Origin of the sequence: Aeromonas sp. MR19 (genome assembly GCF_963899305.1) — a bacterium.
In the GTDB taxonomy this organism is placed as follows: Bacteria; Pseudomonadota; Gammaproteobacteria; order Enterobacterales; family Aeromonadaceae; genus Aeromonas; species Aeromonas bestiarum.
On sequence record NZ_CAWQWZ010000021.1, the window covers coordinates 282,892 to 300,763 of the forward strand.

General features: G+C 63.1%; 16 protein-coding genes. 14 read left to right on the top strand and 2 right to left on the bottom strand.

The window, feature by feature from the left end; genetic code table 11:
• Positions 1 to 57: 57 nt before the first annotated feature.
• The 11 genes from AACQ95_RS14005 to AACQ95_RS14055 all read left to right on the top strand — a co-directional run bounded on the left by AACQ95_RS14005 (position 58) and on the right by AACQ95_RS14055 (position 12,442).
• On the top strand, positions 58 to 1,008 hold the full coding sequence (locus AACQ95_RS14005; RefSeq protein WP_103470834.1) for an AAA family ATPase: 951 nt from the start codon (positions 58 to 60) through the stop codon (positions 1,006 to 1,008).
• Positions 1,005 to 1,895: a DUF58 domain-containing protein gene (locus AACQ95_RS14010; protein ID WP_241278850.1), complete on the top strand. Its 891-nt coding sequence runs from the start codon at positions 1,005 to 1,007 to the stop codon at positions 1,893 to 1,895. Before AACQ95_RS14005 ends, AACQ95_RS14010 begins: the two co-directional genes overlap by 4 nt.
• Positions 1,880 to 2,437 carry a DUF4381 domain-containing protein gene (locus AACQ95_RS14015; RefSeq protein ID WP_241278813.1) on the top strand — a complete coding sequence of 186 codons (558 nt, stop codon included), beginning with the start codon at positions 1,880 to 1,882 and terminating at the stop codon, positions 2,435 to 2,437. The genes AACQ95_RS14010 and AACQ95_RS14015 overlap by 16 nt, the downstream gene beginning before the upstream one ends.
• Positions 2,434 to 3,441 (top strand): VWA domain-containing protein, encoded by a 1,008-nt coding sequence (locus tag AACQ95_RS14020; RefSeq protein WP_241278814.1) that lies wholly within the window; start codon positions 2,434 to 2,436, stop codon positions 3,439 to 3,441. Before AACQ95_RS14015 ends, AACQ95_RS14020 begins: the two co-directional genes overlap by 4 nt.
• Positions 3,442 to 3,465: 24 nt before the next feature.
• A complete protein-coding gene (locus AACQ95_RS14025; protein WP_241278815.1) occupies positions 3,466 to 4,983 on the top strand; it encodes a VWA domain-containing protein in 1,518 nt (505 codons plus the stop codon).
• A complete protein-coding gene (locus AACQ95_RS14030; protein ID WP_445290535.1) occupies positions 4,980 to 6,509 on the top strand; it encodes a BatD family protein in 1,530 nt (509 codons plus the stop codon). Before AACQ95_RS14025 ends, AACQ95_RS14030 begins: the two co-directional genes overlap by 4 nt.
• A 35-nt stretch (positions 6,510 to 6,544) precedes the next feature.
• Positions 6,545 to 7,135 carry a sigma-70 family RNA polymerase sigma factor gene (locus AACQ95_RS14035; RefSeq protein ID WP_084214051.1) on the top strand — a complete coding sequence of 197 codons (591 nt, stop codon included), beginning with the start codon at positions 6,545 to 6,547 and terminating at the stop codon, positions 7,133 to 7,135.
• Positions 7,128 to 7,871 (top strand): DUF3379 domain-containing protein, encoded by a 744-nt coding sequence (locus AACQ95_RS14040; RefSeq protein ID WP_241278816.1) that lies wholly within the window; start codon positions 7,128 to 7,130, stop codon positions 7,869 to 7,871. Before AACQ95_RS14035 ends, AACQ95_RS14040 begins: the two co-directional genes overlap by 8 nt.
• Positions 7,872 to 8,280: 409 nt before the next feature.
• Positions 8,281 to 9,579 (top strand): outer membrane protein transport protein, encoded by a 1,299-nt coding sequence (locus AACQ95_RS14045; protein WP_043555597.1) that lies wholly within the window; start codon positions 8,281 to 8,283, stop codon positions 9,577 to 9,579.
• 253 nt (positions 9,580 to 9,832) lie between these two features.
• Entirely contained in the window at positions 9,833 to 11,089 is a 1,257-nt protein-coding gene (locus tag AACQ95_RS14050; RefSeq protein ID WP_241278817.1) for an outer membrane protein transport protein, read from the top strand.
• A 129-nt stretch (positions 11,090 to 11,218) separates the two neighbouring features.
• Positions 11,219 to 12,442: an EAL and HDOD domain-containing protein gene (locus AACQ95_RS14055; protein WP_043137665.1), complete on the top strand. Its 1,224-nt coding sequence runs from the start codon at positions 11,219 to 11,221 to the stop codon at positions 12,440 to 12,442.
• On the opposite strand, the gene AACQ95_RS14060 is transcribed toward AACQ95_RS14055, so the two are convergent.
• Complete coding sequence (locus AACQ95_RS14060) at positions 12,439 to 13,602, bottom strand: thiolase family protein (protein WP_043137724.1); 1,164 nt, start codon at positions 13,600 to 13,602, stop codon at positions 12,439 to 12,441. The genes AACQ95_RS14055 and AACQ95_RS14060 overlap by 4 nt on opposite strands.
• A gap of 133 nt (positions 13,603 to 13,735) precedes the next feature.
• On the opposite strand from AACQ95_RS14060, the gene AACQ95_RS14065 reads away from it, so the two are divergent.
• Positions 13,736 to 14,131 carry a MerR family transcriptional regulator gene (locus AACQ95_RS14065; protein ID WP_043137723.1) on the top strand — a complete coding sequence of 132 codons (396 nt, stop codon included), beginning with the start codon at positions 13,736 to 13,738 and terminating at the stop codon, positions 14,129 to 14,131.
• Positions 14,132 to 14,426: 295 nt separating this feature from the next.
• Here AACQ95_RS14065 and AACQ95_RS14070 read toward each other — a convergent pair whose 3' ends face one another.
• Positions 14,427 to 15,671 (bottom strand): dicarboxylate/amino acid:cation symporter, encoded by a 1,245-nt coding sequence (locus tag AACQ95_RS14070; protein WP_098984132.1) that lies wholly within the window; start codon positions 15,669 to 15,671, stop codon positions 14,427 to 14,429.
• 269 nt (positions 15,672 to 15,940) lie between these two features.
• Between AACQ95_RS14070 and ppnP the strand changes: the two genes are divergently transcribed.
• Positions 15,941 to 16,225 carry a pyrimidine/purine nucleoside phosphorylase gene (ppnP, locus tag AACQ95_RS14075; protein ID WP_181003535.1) on the top strand — a complete coding sequence of 95 codons (285 nt, stop codon included), beginning with the start codon at positions 15,941 to 15,943 and terminating at the stop codon, positions 16,223 to 16,225.
• 213 nt (positions 16,226 to 16,438) lie between these two features.
• Positions 16,439 to 17,821 carry an L-serine ammonia-lyase gene (locus AACQ95_RS14080; RefSeq protein ID WP_065402345.1) on the top strand — a complete coding sequence of 461 codons (1,383 nt, stop codon included), beginning with the start codon at positions 16,439 to 16,441 and terminating at the stop codon, positions 17,819 to 17,821.
• The last annotated feature ends 51 nt before the right edge of the window (positions 17,822 to 17,872 follow it).

Here is a 17,872-nt window from a genome sequence, read left to right on the forward strand (position 1 = left end):
CGGGGGCCAACTGGAGTATAAAAAGATCAACCTCCATAAAAACAACGGGTTCATCACATGGCAGCGGCCGAGTTCAGAGCGCTTGGGGACTATCTTGGCAGTCAGATTCTGGGACAGGGAGCACTGATAGAGGGGCTGCTGATCGCCCTGCTATGTGAAGGACATGTGTTAATCGAAGGGGCCCCCGGTCTTGCCAAGACCCGCGCCGTCAAGGCGCTGGCCGGTGCCGTGGAGGGGCGCTTCGCCCGCATCCAGTTTACCCCCGACCTGCTGCCTGCCGATCTCACCGGCAGCGAGGTGTTTCATCCCCAGGATGCGAGCTTCGTGTTCCAGCCCGGCCCATTGTTCAACCACCTGGTGCTGGCGGACGAGATCAACCGGGCCCCCGCCAAGGTGCAATCCGCGCTGCTGGAGGCCATGGCCGAGCACCAGATCACGGTGGGCAAGAAGAGCTGGCGCCTGCCACCGCTGTTTATGGTGGCGGCCACGCAAAATCCGATAGAACAGGAGGGGACCTACCCGTTGCCGGAGGCCCAACTCGACCGCTTCCTGCTCAAGCTGCTGGTAGATTACCCCAGCCCCGCCATGGAGCTGGCTATCCTCCAGCTCAACGCCCGGGGCGAACAGCTGACGCCACCGCCGGTCACCCTGAGCCAGGCCGACCTGCTGGCGGCCCGCTCGGCGGTACAGGCAGTCCAGATGCAGGGGCGGCTCGAACACTATCTGGTGCAACTGGTGTGCGCCACCCGCCCGGGCAGCGGCCTGTGCCCCGAGCTTGAGCCCCTCATCGCCGTGGGGGCCAGCCCCAGGGCCAGCATAGGCCTGGCCCGCGCCGCCCGTGCCCAGGCCTGGCTCGCCGGACGGGACTTCGTGCTGCCGGAGGACATACAACAGCTGGCGCCGGCCATACTGCGCCACCGCCTCATTCCCAGCTATCAGGCGCTGGCAGACAACCTGGACAACGACACCCTGATCGCCCGGCTGCTGGACGCGATACCGTGCCCTTGACTCCCCAGCCGGATCCCCGCGCGCATCCCGCTATTGCCCTCACCCTGGCCCAGTTGCTGGCCATCCGGCTGTGGGCGAGACAGGGGCCGAGGGCGCGGGTCCAACCGGCCCAGCAGGGCAGGCTTGGCCGCATGCCGGGGCTCACCTTTCGCGAGCTGCGCGCCTATCAGGCGGGGGATGAGGTGCGCCACATCGACTGGCGGGTCACAGCCCGGCTCGGTCGCCCCTACACCAGGCTCTACAGCGAGGAGCAGGATCAGGCCCACTGGCTGCTGCTCGATCTCTCCCCCGCCATGTACTTCGGCTCACAGCTGCAACTCAAGGCCCGCCTGGGCTGCGAGCTGGCAGCAGCCCTCTTGTGGCAGGGTGAGAAACAGGCCAACACCCTGATCTGCCACGGTGTTGAGTGCCATGTCCAGCCCCAGCGCGGCTCCCTGGTACCCTTGCTGGAGGCCCTTTGCCACCACTACGACCAGGGGCTGGATCGTGCGCCCCTGCCGCACTCGCTGGCGCGGACTCTGGCTCGGCTCACCCTGCCCCACGGCGCCAGGTTGACGATCATCACGGATCACCAGCCCTGCGATGAGGCCCTCCGCCAGCAGTTGCAACTGCTCGGTCGCCGCCACGACATCCACTGCTGGCAGATCCGGGATCCACTGGAGGCAGGCCTGCCCGCGCAGGGACGACTGGCGGTGCAGGCGGGCAGACAGCGCGGCTGGCTCGATGCCACTCAGCCCGGCTTTGCCCACCGCTACCAGCGGGCGGCCGAGCGGCTGGCCAGGCAGTGCCATCAGCAACTGCTGCCGCTGGTGCAGCGTCTCTACCGGCTCGACAACGGCCAGCCGCTGCAGCGTCAGTGGCAGGAGGGCGCATGTCGCCAGTTCTGAGCCTGCTCGCCGCCGTCTCAAGCGCGCCCCCCATGTCTGTGCTGGTGGCGCAGCTGCGCGATATCCATCCTGGCCCCATGTTGACCCAGGCAGCGGATCCCCGCCTTCAGGGCTGGTGGGCGCTGCTGATCATGCTGCTGATGGGGGCGCTGATCGGTGCAGCCCTGCTCAGCCTGCTGCGCTATCGCCGCTGGCAGCGACAAATCGACTGGGAGGCGCCCGAGCTGGTACCCAGATTGCAGGCAGTGCTGCGCGAGGCCGCCCTTGGCCGCTGGCCCGAGGCGCGCACCTTGCAAGGAGAAGCCTGGCTCGCGTTTCTGGACAGACAGGGCGGCAGCCAGTTCCGTGAATTTGCGGCCCTCTGGCCACACTGGCTCTACGGCCAGGGGATACCGGATGCCCGCCAGTGCGAGGCGCTGCGCCGCGCCTACCTCAGCTGGGGGCGAGCCTGCTGCTGCCTGCCACCTGGGGTGATAGCTCTCAGACGCCGCTGGCAACAGAGCCTGACGCGCCTGCGCATCAGGACCGGGAGATCGTCATGATCCTCGCCTGGCCCTGGTTTGCGCTGACCCTGGCGCTGCCACTCCTGGTGCGCTTCGGCCTGCCGCCACGTTCAACCGACCCGCACAACGGCACTGCGCTGGCACACGACGGCTTTCCTCTGTTGCGTGCCCATGCCGGCCAGCCACTGTGGCGCATGGCCCTGTGCTGGTGCGCCCTGGTGCTGGCGCTGTGTCGTCCCCAATGGCAAGAGCCGCCCATCGTCAGTTACCAGAGCAGCCGGGATCTGATCCTGGCGGTGGATCTCTCCGACAGCATGCGCACCCAGGACATGCTGGATGAGGGGGAGCAGCGGGACAGGCTCAGTGCGGTGCGCCAGCAGATAAGTCAGCTGATCCAGGCGCGCCCCGGCGATCGCATCGCCCTCATCGTCTTCGCCGATCACGCCTACCTGCTCTCGCCCCTGACCCAGGAGACCCAGGCCCTGCTCACCCTGGCCCGCGAGCTGGACTTCGATCTGGTGGGCCGCACCACGGCACTGGGGGAAGCCATACTGCTGGCTCGCCAGCACGCCGACCCCAAGCGTCCCACCGCCCTGCTGCTGGTCACCGACGGGCGCAACACGGCGGGCAGCGCCGATCCCCTGAGCGAGGCCAAACGGGCCGCCGCCAGCGGCATGACCCTCTATACCCTGGGGGTGGGGGCCGATCCCGATACCTTCGCCGAGGCAATGGCCCCGGCACTGGCTCCGGCACAGAGCGATCCCAGCGCCGAGCTGGACGAGGCCCTGCTGCAACAGCTGGCCAAGGTGGGCCATGGCCGCTATTTCCGCGCCCGCACCCAAAGCGATCTCGCTGCCATCAACCAGACCCTGGATACCCTGGAGCCCGTCGCCACGCCCCACACCCGCTATCGGCCAAACGTGGAGCTCTACCCCTGGCCGCTGGCATTGGCCTGGCTGCTGCTGATCTGGCCCGCCCGGCTGCGCTGGCCCCGCTCCTTGCGTCTGCGCTTGCGACCGCCACGGGAGCAGGCTCATGATTAAGCCCCCCTGCCAGGCATGGCCGTCATGGAGCTGATCCTGTTGCGCCCGCTCTGGCTGCTGGCCCTGCTGCCCTGGCTGTGGCAGGGCTGGCGTCGCCGCCGCCAGCCACAGCTGCTCGCCCCCGCCATGCAGGCCTACCTGCTGCCGGGCCGCCGACGTACCCTGCCCTGGCTCTGGCTGGCGGGCCTGCCCGTCATACTGGCCCTCAGCGGCCCCGCCCTGCGCCAGCAGAGCCATGCCATACCAACGCCGGCCCTCGACATCTGGTTGCTGGATCTCTCTCGCTCCATGCTGGCCACCGATCTGCTGCCGGACAGGGCCACCCGGGTGCGAGTACTGCTGCAGGATATGCTGGCCGAGGCCCGCTCGAACCAGGAGGGACGCCCCATCGCCCTCATACTGTTTGCCGGCGATGCCTACCTCGCCATGCCCGCCACCCGGGATCACCAGGCCATGGCGCTGCTGTTGCCCGACCTGCGCCCGGCCATCATGCCCAAACAAGGGAGTGCGCCCGAGCGCGCCGTGGCGCTGGCGCTCGGCCAAGTCCCCCCGGGCCAGCAGGCACGCCTGCTGCTGGTCACCGACGGTCTCTCGGCGAGGCAGGCAGACCGGATCCGTGCGCTCTGGCCCTGTCAGGGCAGCCTGTTTTGTCATGAGCGGGCGGCGCCCCGTCTCGACATACTGCTCGCCAACGGCGGCAAGATCAGCAGGCTGCCGCCGGCCGCCAGCGAGGTACAAGGCGTTGGCGCCCCCTTCGGCCGCGAGCTGCCCGCCCCCGATGTGGCAACCATGCAACAACTTGCCAGCGAGCTTGGCGGTCAGTTGCAATGGCTACAGGCCGGGCTGCCACGCTTTGCGCCCCTGCCCATGAGCCAGACGCTGACGGCCCATCAGTCGCGGGATCTCGGCCCCTGGTTGCTGCTGCCCCTGCTGCCGCTCGCCCTGCTGGCTCGCGTCGGCACGCTCTGGCTGCTTCTGCTGGTCGCAGGCGCGGGTCTTTTCACCCCACCTCCCTCGCAGGCCAGCCCAGCCCCTGCGTTCTCCGCACAGGAGAGCCAGGCCTGGCAAGCGTTCCAGCAGGGGCACTATCTGGCGGCGGCTCGCCGCTTCCAGGACCCCGTCTGGCAGGGGAATGCCTGGTACAGAGCCGGTGACTACGCCCGGGCCGTCACCGCCTACGCCAGTGCGAACAGTGCCACCGCCCACTACAACCGGGGCAACGCGCTGGTGCAGCTCGGGGATCTGGTCGCCGCCGAGCAAGCCTATCTGGCGGCGCTGGCGTTGGAGCCGGGCCACCAGGATGCGCTCTACAACCTCGCCCTGCTGCGGGCCCAGCCGCCCCAGGCCAGCCCGGCAGCGCAGGATCCCAAGCCCATCGACGCCCCCGAGCAGGCCGCCACCCCGGACGCGCCGCTGCCGCCAGCCCCCCCTGTGGTGCTGCTGGAGCAGCGGCTGCGCAAGGAGGCCCAGCGTCGCCAGCAGATCAAAGAAGAGGTAAAAGGCGCCTGGCCTTCAGCGCTGAAAGGGGATGACATCTGGTGAAGAGCAATCCTCTGCTGCATGGGCTGTCTTGCTGGCTGCTGCTCTGCCTGCTGTCAACCCCGGCCCTGGCCGCGCCGCCCAGGGCCGAGCTGTTGCCGGGGGCCGACAGCCGTGACTGGCTGCTGATCATAGAGGCGGACGGGGAGCGCCAGAGCAATGAACTCGCCATTGCTCCCCTGCTGCGCCAGTTCGCGGTGGGCAAGGTGACCATGAGCCGGGTCACCACTCCCGTGCACAGCCTGACCCGCTGGCAGATCCCGCTGCACACTCTGGATACGGGCCCCGGGGTCGTGCCCTCCCTGTCACTTGGGCCGGAGCAGACCCCGGCCTTGCCCCTGCCAAAGCGCAGCCAGGCGGGCACGCTGGCAGCGCAACCCAGCCAGCCCATCTCCCCCATAGAGCTGCAGGCCAGGGTGCTGCATCAGGGGCCGCTCTATCCGGGCCAGCCCTTCATCTATCAGCTCAGCCTCTGGCTGCCCGCCAACATGGAGGCCCCCAACCTCACAGAGCCGGCCAGCGACGCTTTCACCATCCGCCGCCTGGGCAACGATCAGTGGCAGGCTCCGGCGGGGGCGGGATTGCCGGGTCGGCTGACCCGCAACTGGCTGCTGCAGGCCAGGGAGCCCGGGCTGCATCCGCTGGTGTCGCCGCGCTTTCAGGGCCGTCTTCCCCAGGATAACGGCACCAGTGACCCCCTCTCGGCCAGAGCGGCCACCCTGTTTGTGAAAATCGATCAGGCGCCGCAGCAACCCGTGGCCAGCCAGCTGACTCTGAGCCAGCAGTTGAGCCCAGCCTCGGGTGCCAGGGAGGGCGAGCCTGTGATCCGCACCCTGACGCTGGTAATGGAGGGCGGCGATGGCAACCGGCTCACCCTGCCCGGACTCACCGGGCCCGTGGCCCTGCCCGCCGGCATGCAGGCAAGACCGGATGGGGAACAGCAGCAGGAGCGCTTTCTCGCCAAGGGGGCGCTGCGCTTCGAGCGCCAGTGGCGCCAGGCCCTGACGGCCACGGCGCCAGGCGACTACCTGCTGCCGGCCATCACCCTGCCCTGGTTCAACACCCGGAGCGGGCGCATCGAATACGCCCGCCTGCCCGCCACCCCGCTGCGCATAGAGGCGGGCGCACAGGCACAGGAAGCCTTCACAGAACCAAACCATGAGAGCCTTCACTGGGCGATCTGGGCCCTGCTGCTGCGGGCTCTCTGGCAAGGGTGGCCACGCTGGCACGCCTTCTATCGCTTGCAGCAGGCACTGCGGCGCGAGGATGCGAACCACGCCAGAGCGGCCCTGCTGGCATGGGCCAGCCAGCGCTGGCCAAGGCGCCATACGCACCTCACCGGCTTGCCCTGTCGCCATGCCCCTGCGCTTGCCGCCGGACTCGCCGCGCTGGATCGCGCCTGTTTTGCTACCCAGGCTACCCTCGCCGACCATCAGCGCCCATGGCAAGGCCTCGCCGGCCCGCTATGCGCGTATGAAACTTTTGCGATAGCCTATGGCATCAGGCAACTGGCCCGCCTGGGTCACTGACCCTTGAGGACCCCATATAAAAAGGAAGCCCAGCGATGGCGTTAGGTTTTTTCAGAAAAAAAGGTGCCACGGTCGGAAAGGATCCCACGGCTTCCCCGGTCTATGGAGACATGGCAGACAAACAGACCAAATACGAAGCCCTGGTGCATGCCCTGCACGGGGACATTTATCGCTACGCCTACTGGCTGTGCCGGGATCCGCAGGTGGCGGAGGATCTGGTGCAGGAGACCTTCCTGCGCGCCTGGAAGGGCATAGACTCGCTGCTCGATGACAAGGCCGCCAAGGCCTGGCTCATCACCATATTGCGACGGGAAAATGCCCGCAGGTTCGAGCGCAAGCAGTTCGATCTCATCGATCTCGACGAGCATCCCCAAAGCGATCCGGATGCCTTGCACAACGAGCAGGAGATGGAGAACGAGTGGCTCAGACGCCACATAGCCCGCCTGCCCGCCGAGTATCAGGAGCCCCTGCTGTTGCAGGTGCTGGGGGGCTTCAGCGGCGACGAGATAGCGGCGCAACTGGGATTGAACAAGAACACCGTCATGACTCGCCTGTTTCGGGCCCGCAACCAGATCAAAGAGGCCATGGAGTCAGCGACACAACAGAGAGGACACACCAATGGATGAGCTGGAATTTCGCCGTCGGGCCATCGCCCATCCGCTGGAGCATGATCCCGCCTTTGTCGACGCGGCGCAGGCCTCCCCCGCCAATCGCAAGCATCTGGACGAGATGAAGCAACTGGATCGTCGCCTGCATCAGGCGCTGGAGGTCGAGGTACCGGCCGGGCTGGCCGAGCGCCTCCTGCTCAGACAGGCGCTGGAGGCCGAGCAGGAAAGCCGGGTTCCCCTGCCGGTGCGCCCGCGCAGCCACTGGCGTCCGCTGGCCATGGCAGCTTCGGTCGCCTTCCTGCTCGGCATGAGCACCCGCTGGCTCAGCTGGCCGCTGACACCGCCCGCTGAACTCTCCCTCGCCCAGGTCGCCATGGCCCACGTCTACGGTGAGGAACCCTTCATCAAGGATGTAGATGAGAAGGTGAGCCTGCGCACCATCAACGCCAAGATGGAGAAATACGGCGCCACCCTGATGGGCATGCAGGGCCTGAAGGTCACCTACGTCAATCACTGTGCCTTCTACCAGGGACCGGCGCTGCACATGGTGTTCCAGGGCAAGATGGGGCCCGTGACCCTGTTCCTGGTGCCCAAGCATGTGCCGCTCACCCTGCAGCCCACTTTCGAAGATGGCCAGCTCAAGGGGGAGATAGTGCAACTCAAGGGGGCCAACATGGTGTTGATCGGCGACATGCAGGAGCCGCTGGATCCGGTGGCGCAGGCGCTGGAATCCCGTCTGCACTGGTCGATTTAACAGGGGTTAACCCAATCCTGACTCGCACCGCATAGAGTCAACTGCACGGGCAGACAATCCGGTTGTCTGCCCGTTCCTCTCCATTCCCACCACAATCCTCACTCATTTGCCGCCCAATCACCGCAAATGGTCAAAATTATTTTTGTGACGCAGATCATCCTTAACGCTCAGATTTCACTCAATAAGTGGCAAAAGAGACTATTTAAACGCCAAGTTAAAACAAATGATTAACACAATAGACACTTTTATGTATTCTGCTGTCACTGGTCTGATTTCTTACCTCCTACCAGATCCATAGAATCACGCCAGAATTGAATGGGAAGAAGCTGAAATAACAACAGATCTTGTCGTATACGGTGGCAAAAAAGCCCTGATGCTGACAGAAAATCTGCCTACAAGAGAGAACACTATGACAACTGCCTTTTTCAAAAAGAGCCTGATCGCTGCCGCCGTCACCCTGGCCAGTACCCAAACCTTCGCCGCCGCGTTCCAGTTGAACGAACACTCAGCCTCCGGTCTGGGTCGCGCGTATGCAGGGGAAGCCGCCGTGGCGGACAACGCCTCCGTGTTGTCCCGCAACCCGGCAGCCATGACCCGCTTTGACAAGATGGCACTCTCCGTCTCCGGCACCTATATCAAGCCGGACGTGGATGTAAATGGTGATATCTATGCCGGCTCCACCAAGTTGGCAAGCGCCAGCGAAAGCGGTATCGCACCGAGCGCCTTCGTGCCTGCTACCTACTTCATCCAGCCGCTGAACGACCAGTGGGCCTGGGGCATCGGCATGTTCTCCAACTACGGTCTGGCCACCGAGTACTCCGACAACTTCAACGGGGGCTCAGTTGCCGGCAACACAGAACTGCTGACCTTCAATATCAACCCGAACATCGCCTACCGCGTCAACCAGCACTTCAGCTTCGGTGCCGGTCTGAACCTGGTGTATGCCAAGGCTGAATTGAACCGCCGCGCCGGTGTACTGGCCGCCGTACCGCCGCTTAGTGGCGTGCCGGGTATCGGCAAGGACACCATCGTCAGCCACCTGAAAGGAGATGACTGGGGTTACGGCTGGAACGTGGGCACCATGTATGAGGTGAACGAGAACAACCGTTTCGCGCTGACCTATCGCTCCCAGGTAGATCTGAAGTTCAAGGGTGACTATCAGGGCACCTCCTCCGGCTTCAAGACCGTCAGTGGCGAACTGCCGCTGGATCTGCCGGCTCAGGCCGAGTTCGCCGGTTACCACCGTCTGAACCAGCAATTTGCCGTTCACTACTCCGTCAACTGGACCGACTGGAGCGCCTTCCAGGAGCTCAAGGCCACCAGCGACCAGTGCAAGAGCACCGACGGCGCTGGCGTCTGCCTGTACAAGCCGGAGAAGTTCAAGGACTCCACCCGTTACTCCCTGGGCGGTACCTGGTACGTCAACCCATCATGGGAAGCGCGTATCGGCTTCGCCTACGACAAGACCCCGATCGAGCCGGAATACCGCAGCCTGAGCATCCCGGATTCCGATCGCGTATGGTACAGCGCCGGTGCCACCTACCACATCGACAAGGACATGAGCGTCGACTTCGGCATGGCCTATCTGGACGGCAAGAAAGTTGACGTCAACGAGAAGCTGGTTGAAAGCAATGAAGCGCTGCGCTGGAAAGGCACCTCCCACGGCAACGCCTTCCTCGCCTCCGCTCAGTTCAACATGAAATTCTGATCATCAGCCTATCGACAAGAGCGCCTGCGGGCGCTCTTTTTTTATGCCAAATTCCATTTTCAGCGTACAGCTGTAGCAAACAGCTGTACACTTTTCCTTTTTTATCAAGCTATTAGCCCCCTATCTCTCAGCATTTAATCTTGTTTTTCTCCCCACGGCTCCCCTGCCGTTGCCTTACTGGTCATACCATATAAAATCCTGCACCCAACCATAAGACAGATTGAACACCGAGTTCACTTTCAAGGACCATTCAATGCACTCCATCATGAAGCCGTCTCTCATCGCCCTGCTGGTGCTGTCAAGCCAGGCCCAGGCGGCAGGTTTCCAGCTGGCCGAACAATCCGCCACCGGCATGGGCCGCGCCTTCGCAGGCGAGGCCGCCATCGCCGACAATGCCAGCGTGCTCTCCCGCAACGCCGCCGCCATGACCCGTTTCGATCGCATGGCCTTCTCCGGCGGCTTCATCTATGTGCGCCCCGACGTCAACATCGAAGGGATCACCCGGGTGCCCACCGCCATCGGGCCCGTCACGCTGGATGCGAGTGCCCACGACATTGCCGATGATGCCTGGGTACCGAATGCCTATCTGATAGTACCGCTCAATGAACAGTGGCGACTGGGGCTGGCGGCAACCTCCTACTACGGCCTCGGCGTCGAGATGCCGGACAATTACAATGCCGGTCACTTCGGCAATGTCTCCGACATCAAAACCCTGGATCTGGGGGCCTCGCTGGCCTATCGCATCAACCGTGTCTGGTCAGTCGGTGCCGGCCTCTCCGCCATTCAGGGAGAAGGAGAAGTGGGCGGTACCTTCCCCTCCAACAACAAGATCGCCAAGCACCTGAAGGGGGATGGCTGGGCCATGGGCTGGAACCTGGGCACCCTGCTGGAGCTGTCGGACGCGACGCGTATCGGCCTCTCCTACCGCCACGACGTGACCCTGAAGCTCTCTGGCGATGCCATCGGCATCGATCAAAATGGTCAGCCATTTACCGATACCGGCAGCCTGGAGCTGCCCCTGCCCGCCACCGCCGAGCTGGCGCTGTTCCACCAGCTGACACCCAGCCTGGCGCTGCACTCAAGCATCAACTGGACCAACTGGAGCAAGTTCGTGCAGCTCGAATCCGAGCTCGACCACCACGGTGTCATGCACATCAAAGACGAGCACTGGGAAGACAGCTGGCGCTACGCCCTGGGCCTGACCTATCAGCTGGCACCGCAATGGCAACTGCGCTCCGGCCTGGCCTATGACCGCAGTCCGGTGCCGGCGGATCGCCGCACCATCTCCATCCCTGACTCTGATCGGGTCTGGTACAGCGCCGGGGTGGGTTACCAGATCGACCGCAACCTCTCGCTGGATCTGGGCCTGACCCTGATCGATGGCAAGAAGGTGGATGTGACCGAAACCATGCAGCTGAAACCCGGGATCCCGCAGACTACCTCCACCTTCCAGGGTACCTCGGAAGGGGATGCCTGGCTGGCCGGCCTGCAGTTGAATTACCTCTTCTAGTCCAAGCCGGGGCAGATCCTCCTCCCATACAAGCACTATGCCAGTTATTGACCGTTTCCGGCCCGGCAGCACTGGCATAGTGCGCATCTTCACAATAAAATCAATCCAGTACCCACACTGGAGAGATGCATGTATTCATACGTAGCAAGGCAGCCCATCCTGGATCGGGAGTTGAATACCCACGCCTATGAGCTGCTGTTTCGCGACAGTCTGAATAATGTCTTTCCGGTGATCTCCTCTCAACAAGCCACAGCCAGACTGGTGGTCGAGCAGTTCCTGCAACAGAACATAGATCAGCTGCTCGGTGGCCGTCCCTGCTTCATCAACTTCCCCCACTCCCTGTTGCTGGAGGGGCTGGCCGAGTGCCTGCCACAGGAGAAGGTGGTGATCGAGATCCTGGAGGATGCCGATCCCGATGATGCCCTGCTGGTCAAGGTGCAGCAGTTGCATGAGCTGGGTTATCAGCTGGCGCTGGACGACTTCACCATGTCGGACGAGTGGGAGCGCTTCCTGCCCTATATCCACATCATCAAGTTCGATCTGCGCGCCACCTCGCTGTTGCGGATCAAGATGTTCATCCAGCAGCATAAGCATCTGAAACTCACCTACCTGGCTGAGAAGGTGGAAGACAAGGCGGAGTTCGAGCGGGCAAAACGGCTCGGTATCGATCTGTTCCAGGGCTTCTTCTTCAGCCGGCCCGAGATGGTGAAACAGGCCACCATGGAGCCCGCCCAGGTGGTGGTGATGCAACTGCTCAACGTGGTCAATCAGGAGGAGCCCGACCTCAATCGCATCGAGCAACTGCTGAGTCAGGACATCTCCCTGTCGCTCAAGCTGCTGCGTTACGTCAACCACCTGAAGAGTCACGCCAATCCCATCTCCTCCTTTCGCCAGGCCGCCGTCTATCTTGGCCACGCCCAGCTCAAACGCTTCGTGACCCTGGTCGCCGCCACCAGTGCTGGCCACGGCAAGAGCGCCGAGCTCTATCAGATGTCGATGATCCGGGCCCGTTTCTGCGAGCTGCTGGCCCACGCCCATGCCCCTACCCAGCAGGCACAGCAAGCCTTCATCACAGGCTTGTTCTCGCTGTTGGATGTGCTGATGGAACAGCCGATGGACAAGCTGCTCGGCACCATTCCCCTGATCGAGGAGATCCGGGTCGCCCTGCTGGAACGCAAGGGCAACCTGGGGTTTTATCTCTCGTTCTGTGAGGATTATGAGAGTGCGAACTGGCAACGCATCACCGCCAGAACGGCCCGGCTCGGGCTCAATGAAGAGAAGGTCAGCCAGCTCTATCTGGCCGCCACGGCCTGGGTCAACCAGCAACTCCAGGCCATGGCGGACACGGATTAGCCCAGCTCGAGGGCAACCGCCGTCGCCTCTCCCCCACCGATACACAGGCTAGCCACTCCCCGCTTCAGGCCGCGCGCGCGCAGCGCATGAATGAGGGTGACCAGGATCCGGGCGCCGCTCGCCCCCAGGGGATGGCCCAGCGCGCAGGCCCCGCCGTTCACGTTCACCTTGTCATGGGGCAGTTTGCAGCCCGCCATCGCCAGCAGGCTGACCATGGCAAACGCCTCATTGATCTCGAACAGGTCCACCTCTTCCACTCGCCAGCCCACCTTGGCCAGCAGGCCCTTGATGGCACCGATCGGTGCACTGGTAAACTCGGCAGGCGCGGCGGCATGGCTCTGATAACCCACCAACCGGGCCAGCACCGGCAGGCCCAGTTGCGCCGCCGTCTCGGCCCGCATCAGGATCAGCGCCGCCGCCCCATCCGAGATGGAGCTGGCGTTGGCCGCCGTGATGGTGCCGGTCTTGCTGAATGCCGGTTTCAGATGGGGGATCTTCTCGGGCCTGGCCTTGGCAGGCTGTTCATCCTCGGCGAGCAGCAGGGCATCTCCGGCCATCACGGGTGCCAGCTCGGCCTCGAAGGCACCGCTCTGTTGCGCCGCCAGGGCCCGCTCGAGCGAGGCGATGGCAAAGGCATCCATGTCGGCGCGGGTCAGTCCGGCGCGATCGGCGCTCAGCTGGGCATAATGGCCCATCAGCTGGCCCTCATAGGCATCCTGCAAGCCATCGAGGAACATGTGATCCAGCACGCTCTGGTGCCCCATCCGAAAACCGCTGCGCGCCTTGTCGAGCAGATAGGGCGCGCGACTCATGCTCTCCATTCCTCCGGCGATCACTATGTTAGTGTCACCGAGGCGCAAGCCGTCTGCCGCCAGCATCACCGCCTTCATGCCGGAGCCACACACCTTGTTGACCGTGGTGCAGGGCACGCTGTCCGGCAAGCCGGCCTTCAGAACGGCCTGACGGGCGGGCGCCTGCCCCACTCCGGCGCTGAGCACATTGCCCAGATAGGCTTCATCGATTTGATCGCCTCTGAGCCCGGCCTGCGCCATGGCGGCGGCGATGGCACAAGCACCCAGCTCGGGGGCCGTCTGGTTGGCCAGGGCCCCCTGAAAGGCCCCCATGGGGGTACGTTTGGCTGCAACAATCACTATATCCATCAATTGCACTCTCCTTGTTACATAGACATAACATATGCTGCCACCGCAGCAGGAACAAGACTTGCGGGGCAGTTGACGTTTGGGTAAGGTGCCAGCCTGCATTGACAACCAAGATGGCAGCCAAGACAGCCGTATGACCAAATCCAAGGATGACACGCGGACCTACAGCATCAGCGAACTGGCCCGTGAATTTGATGTTACGACCCGAAGTATTCGTTTTTATGAAGATCAGGGACTTTTGAATCCGGCCCGTCAGGGACAGACCCGGATCTACAGCCGGCAGGACAGAGTGCGTCTCAAGCTGACCCTGCGCGGCAAGCGTCTGGGCTTCAGCCTGGCGGATATCCGCGATCTGTTCGATCTCTACGATGCGGACAAGAGCAGTCGAACCCAGCTGCAGACCATGCTGGGACTGGTGGCCGACAAGCGGGAGATGCTGGAGCAGCAGCTGGAAGACATCAAGATGGTGCTGCTGGAGCTCGATGCCGCCGAGCAGCGTTGTCAGCAGGCACTGACCCAACTGCGATGAGTCCCTCTCAGCCGTCATAAAGAGAGGGGCCCGCAAGCCCCGCTGGAACTCGACGCCGCCGAGCAGCGTTGCCAGCAGGCACTGACCCAACTGTGATGAGTCCCTCTCAGCCGTCATAAAGAGAGGGGCCCGCAGGCCCCGCTGAAACTCGATGCCGCCGAGCAGCGCTGCCAGCTGGCGCTGGGCCAGCTGACTCCCTGAGTCGGTAAGAAAGGGGCGACAATCCCGGCCCGAGGAAAATAAAAAGAGGGAGGCTTGCGCCTCCCTCTTGTCATTCATGGCAGTGAGCCTGCTCTCAGGCTTCCTTGCTCCAGCGATCCGGATCGTAATCCGGGCTGTAGCGGTCGACGATAATGGCGCAGGCCGCATCCCCCGTGATGTTCAGGGCGGTGCGGATCATGTCGAACAGGCGATCCAGTGCAAACAGCAGCGGCAAGCCCTCGATGGGGATCCCGGCGGCCAGCAGCACGGCCACCACCAGGAAGCTCGGGCCCGGCACACCGGCCTGACCAATGGCTCCCAGGGTCGCGGTCACTATGATGGCGGCCCAGGCACCCATGGAGAGATCTATGTTGTAGACCTGGGCGAAGAAGATGGCGACCAGACCGTAATAGATGGCGTTGCCGCTCATGTTGATGGTGGCACCGAGCGGCAGCACGAAGGACGCCGTGGCGTTGGTCACCTTCAGATCCTGCTCGCAGGTTTCCATGTTGACCGGCAGGGTCGCCATGGAAGAGGCGGTGGAAAAGGCGACGATCTGCGGCTTCTTCATCGCCGACAGGTACTTGCGCACCGGGGTGTTGGAGAAGATCGCGATCAGCAGTGGATAGACCACGAAGGCGAAGATCAGGATGGCGGCCAGATAGACCAGGAACAGCTTGAGCACCAGGGTCAGCACGTCGAAGCCGTAGGTACCTATGGCCTCGGCCATCAGACCGAACACCCCGAGCGGTGCTATCAACATCACCTTGTTGATCATCCAGACGAAGGCATCCACCAGGGTGTTGAGCCCGTCCACCAGCGGCTTGGCGCGCTCACGAGGCTGCTTGGCCAGCGCGATGCCGAGGAACATGCAGAACACCAGGATCTGCAAAATGTTGGCCTCGTTCAGTGCCTGGAACACATTGGTCGGGATCATGCCGAGCAGGGTCGACACCGCATCCGGCAAGGCGCCCTTGTCGGCGTAGTCACCGGAGAACATGGAGGCCATGGAGCCAAACTCGACCCCGACGCCCGGTTTGAAGATTTGCCCCATGACCAGCGCCAGCAGCACGGCCAGCGCAGAGGTACCGAGGAAGAAGATCAGGGTGGTGACCCCTATCTTGCCCGCCGCCGGGCTGGCGCCCAGGTTGGCCGCACCCGACAGTATGGCGACGGCCACCAGCGGGATCACCAGCATCTTGATCAGCTGGATAAAGAGGGTGCCGAGCGGCGCAAAGACGGTGGCTTGTTCACCCATGAACGCCCCCACCAGTGCTCCCAGCACCATGGCGACCACCACCTGGAAGCCAACGTTCTTGATGAGTCCTTTTGTTAACACAGAATGTTCCTTTAATTAGCAGATATTCACACTTTCCCAGTGCAATTAACCAAACAGGGGAAGAACCTCTGCTCATTCCCCTGAGCGCGCGCTTTATCTCATATTTATCTGCTGTTTTAAATCGCCGGATCGTTAACGGGAGTTATTGATAAGTTTGCAACAAAGTGTTGATTCAAAAGGGTCATGGCGATTTTTACCGCTTTGTTCATGACAACTGGCAAAACATTGTGCTATTTTTGCTGTGCAAACATGCATACAGGGATGAAAACATGCTGAAAGTTAACGAATATTTTGACGGAAATGTAAAATCCATCGCTTTCGAGCAAAAAGGCGACAAAGCCACAGTCGGTGTGATGGATGCGGGCGACTACCAGTTCAATACCGCCGCCCCCGAGCGGATGACTGTGGTCAAGGGAGCCCTCACCATACAGCTGGCCGATGAAGATGAATGGCACACCTACAGCCAGGGCCAATCCTTCGACGTGGCGGGCCACTCTTCTTTCAAGCTGGAGGTGAAGACCCCCACCGCCTATCTGTGCGAATTCCTCGACTGAGCGACCGAACACAGATTGAGTGGCTGAACAGTGCCGGGGAGCGAGCCCAAGTCTCGCTCCTTCTCTTTGATGCCCGCGCACTCATTCCAACCTTTATTGCCCGCTGCCAGCCACTCATTTGTATGCCGCCATCACACGCCTCAGCTTCCCCGCTTTCCATCGACTACAAAAAAATTACAATGTTTAGACAAAACCCATAATCGGAGTGGTGTCATGATCAGTGTCTTCGACCTGTTTTCCATCGGGATCGGCCCTTCTTCTTCCCACACAGTGGGGCCGATGCGGGCCTCCTGCGCCTTTGTCAAAGAGCTCAAGCGGCAGGATCTGCTACCCAGGATCGAACGGGTAGAAGTGGAGTGCTACGGCTCCCTCGGTCAGACCGGCAAGGGCCACGGCACCGGCAAGGCCATCATTCTGGGGCTGGCCGGTTTTGAACCTGAATCGGTGGACATAGAGGCCATTCCCGCCTTCCTCGGCGAGGTGGATCGCAACCAGTCGCTGCTGCTGGCCGGCGAGCAGCCATGCCAGTTCGCCCGCAGCGGCGCCATCATCTTCAATCGCCGCAAGACACTGCCCGCCCACTCCAACGGCATGACGCTGCGGGCCTTCGCCAGCGGCGCCCTGCTGTTCGAGCAGACCTACTACTCGGTCGGTGGCGGCTTCATCATAGAAGAGAGCCACTTCGCCAACGCCAAGGAAGAGGCGGCCCGCTTCGATGCCGCCCACCCCATTCCCTACCCGTTCGAGAGCGGCGCCCAGCTGCTGGCCCACTGTCAGGAGAGCGGTCTCTCCATCTCGGGGCTCATGCTGGCCAACGAGAAGGTGTTTCGCAGCGAACAGGAGATAAAAGCGGGACTGCGCAAGATCTGGCAGGCGATGCAGGCCTGTGTCGAGCGCGGCTGTCGCAGTGAGGGTGTGCTGCCCGGCGGCCTCAAAGTGAAACGCCGGGCCCCGGCCCTCCACCGTCAGCTCAGTTGTGAGACCAACTTCAACAAGGATCCCCTGATGGTGATCGAGTGGGTGGACCTGTTTGCGCTGGCCGTCAACGAAGAGAACGCCGCCGGAGGCCGGGTGGTGACAGCCCCCACCAACGGCGCCGCCGGCATCATTCCCGCCGTGCTGCACTACTATGATCGCTTCGTGCGCAAGGTGGATGATGAACTGCTGCTGAGCTACTTCCTCACCGCCGCCGCCATCGGCATCCTATATAAGAAGAACGCCTCGCTGTCGGGGGCCGAAGTGGGCTGCCAGGGGGAAGTGGGTGTCGCCTGCTCCATGGCCGCCGGCGCCCTGACCGAGATCCTGGGGGGCAGCCCCGCCATCGTCGAGAATGCCGCCGAGATAGGCATGGAGCACAACCTGGGCCTCACCTGCGATCCTGTGGGCGGGCTGGTGCAGGTGCCCTGCATAGAGCGCAACGCCATGGGCGCGGTCAAGGCCATCAATGCCGCCCGCCTGGCCTTGCGCGGCACGGGCGAGCACAAGGTATCCCTGGACAAGGTGATCAAGACCATGTGGGAAACCGGCAACGACATGAAGACCAAGTACAAGGAAACCGCCCGCGGCGGCCTGGCGGTTAACATTACAGAATGTTAAAAACAGCCAATTGACTCCACTTTGTCCCCCTATACCCGGCCTGGCCGGGTA

Excerpts from the sequence above, each read along its gene's own strand:
- AACQ95_RS14025 (WP_241278815.1), top strand. The coding sequence starts at position 3,466 with ATGGAGCTGATCCTGTTGCGCCCGCTCTGGCTGCTGGCCCTGCTGCCC.
- AACQ95_RS14015 (WP_241278813.1), top strand. The coding sequence starts at position 1,880 with ATGTCGCCAGTTCTGAGCCTGCTCGCCGCCGTCTCAAGCGCGCCCCCC.
- AACQ95_RS14045 (WP_043555597.1), top strand. The coding sequence starts at position 8,281 with ATGACAACTGCCTTTTTCAAAAAGAGCCTGATCGCTGCCGCCGTCACC.
- AACQ95_RS14005 (WP_103470834.1), top strand. The coding sequence starts at position 58 with ATGGCAGCGGCCGAGTTCAGAGCGCTTGGGGACTATCTTGGCAGTCAG.
- AACQ95_RS14060 (WP_043137724.1), bottom strand. The coding sequence starts at position 13,602 with ATGGATATAGTGATTGTTGCAGCCAAACGTACCCCCATGGGGGCCTTT.
- AACQ95_RS14050 (WP_241278817.1), top strand. The coding sequence starts at position 9,833 with ATGCACTCCATCATGAAGCCGTCTCTCATCGCCCTGCTGGTGCTGTCA.
- AACQ95_RS14040 (WP_241278816.1), top strand. The coding sequence starts at position 7,128 with ATGGATGAGCTGGAATTTCGCCGTCGGGCCATCGCCCATCCGCTGGAG.
- ppnP (WP_181003535.1), top strand. The coding sequence starts at position 15,941 with ATGCTGAAAGTTAACGAATATTTTGACGGAAATGTAAAATCCATCGCT.
- AACQ95_RS14020 (WP_241278814.1), top strand. The coding sequence starts at position 2,434 with ATGATCCTCGCCTGGCCCTGGTTTGCGCTGACCCTGGCGCTGCCACTC.
- AACQ95_RS14080 (WP_065402345.1), top strand. The coding sequence starts at position 16,439 with ATGATCAGTGTCTTCGACCTGTTTTCCATCGGGATCGGCCCTTCTTCT.
- AACQ95_RS14035 (WP_084214051.1), top strand. The coding sequence starts at position 6,545 with ATGGCGTTAGGTTTTTTCAGAAAAAAAGGTGCCACGGTCGGAAAGGAT.
- AACQ95_RS14055 (WP_043137665.1), top strand. The coding sequence starts at position 11,219 with ATGTATTCATACGTAGCAAGGCAGCCCATCCTGGATCGGGAGTTGAAT.
- AACQ95_RS14065 (WP_043137723.1), top strand. The coding sequence starts at position 13,736 with ATGACCAAATCCAAGGATGACACGCGGACCTACAGCATCAGCGAACTG.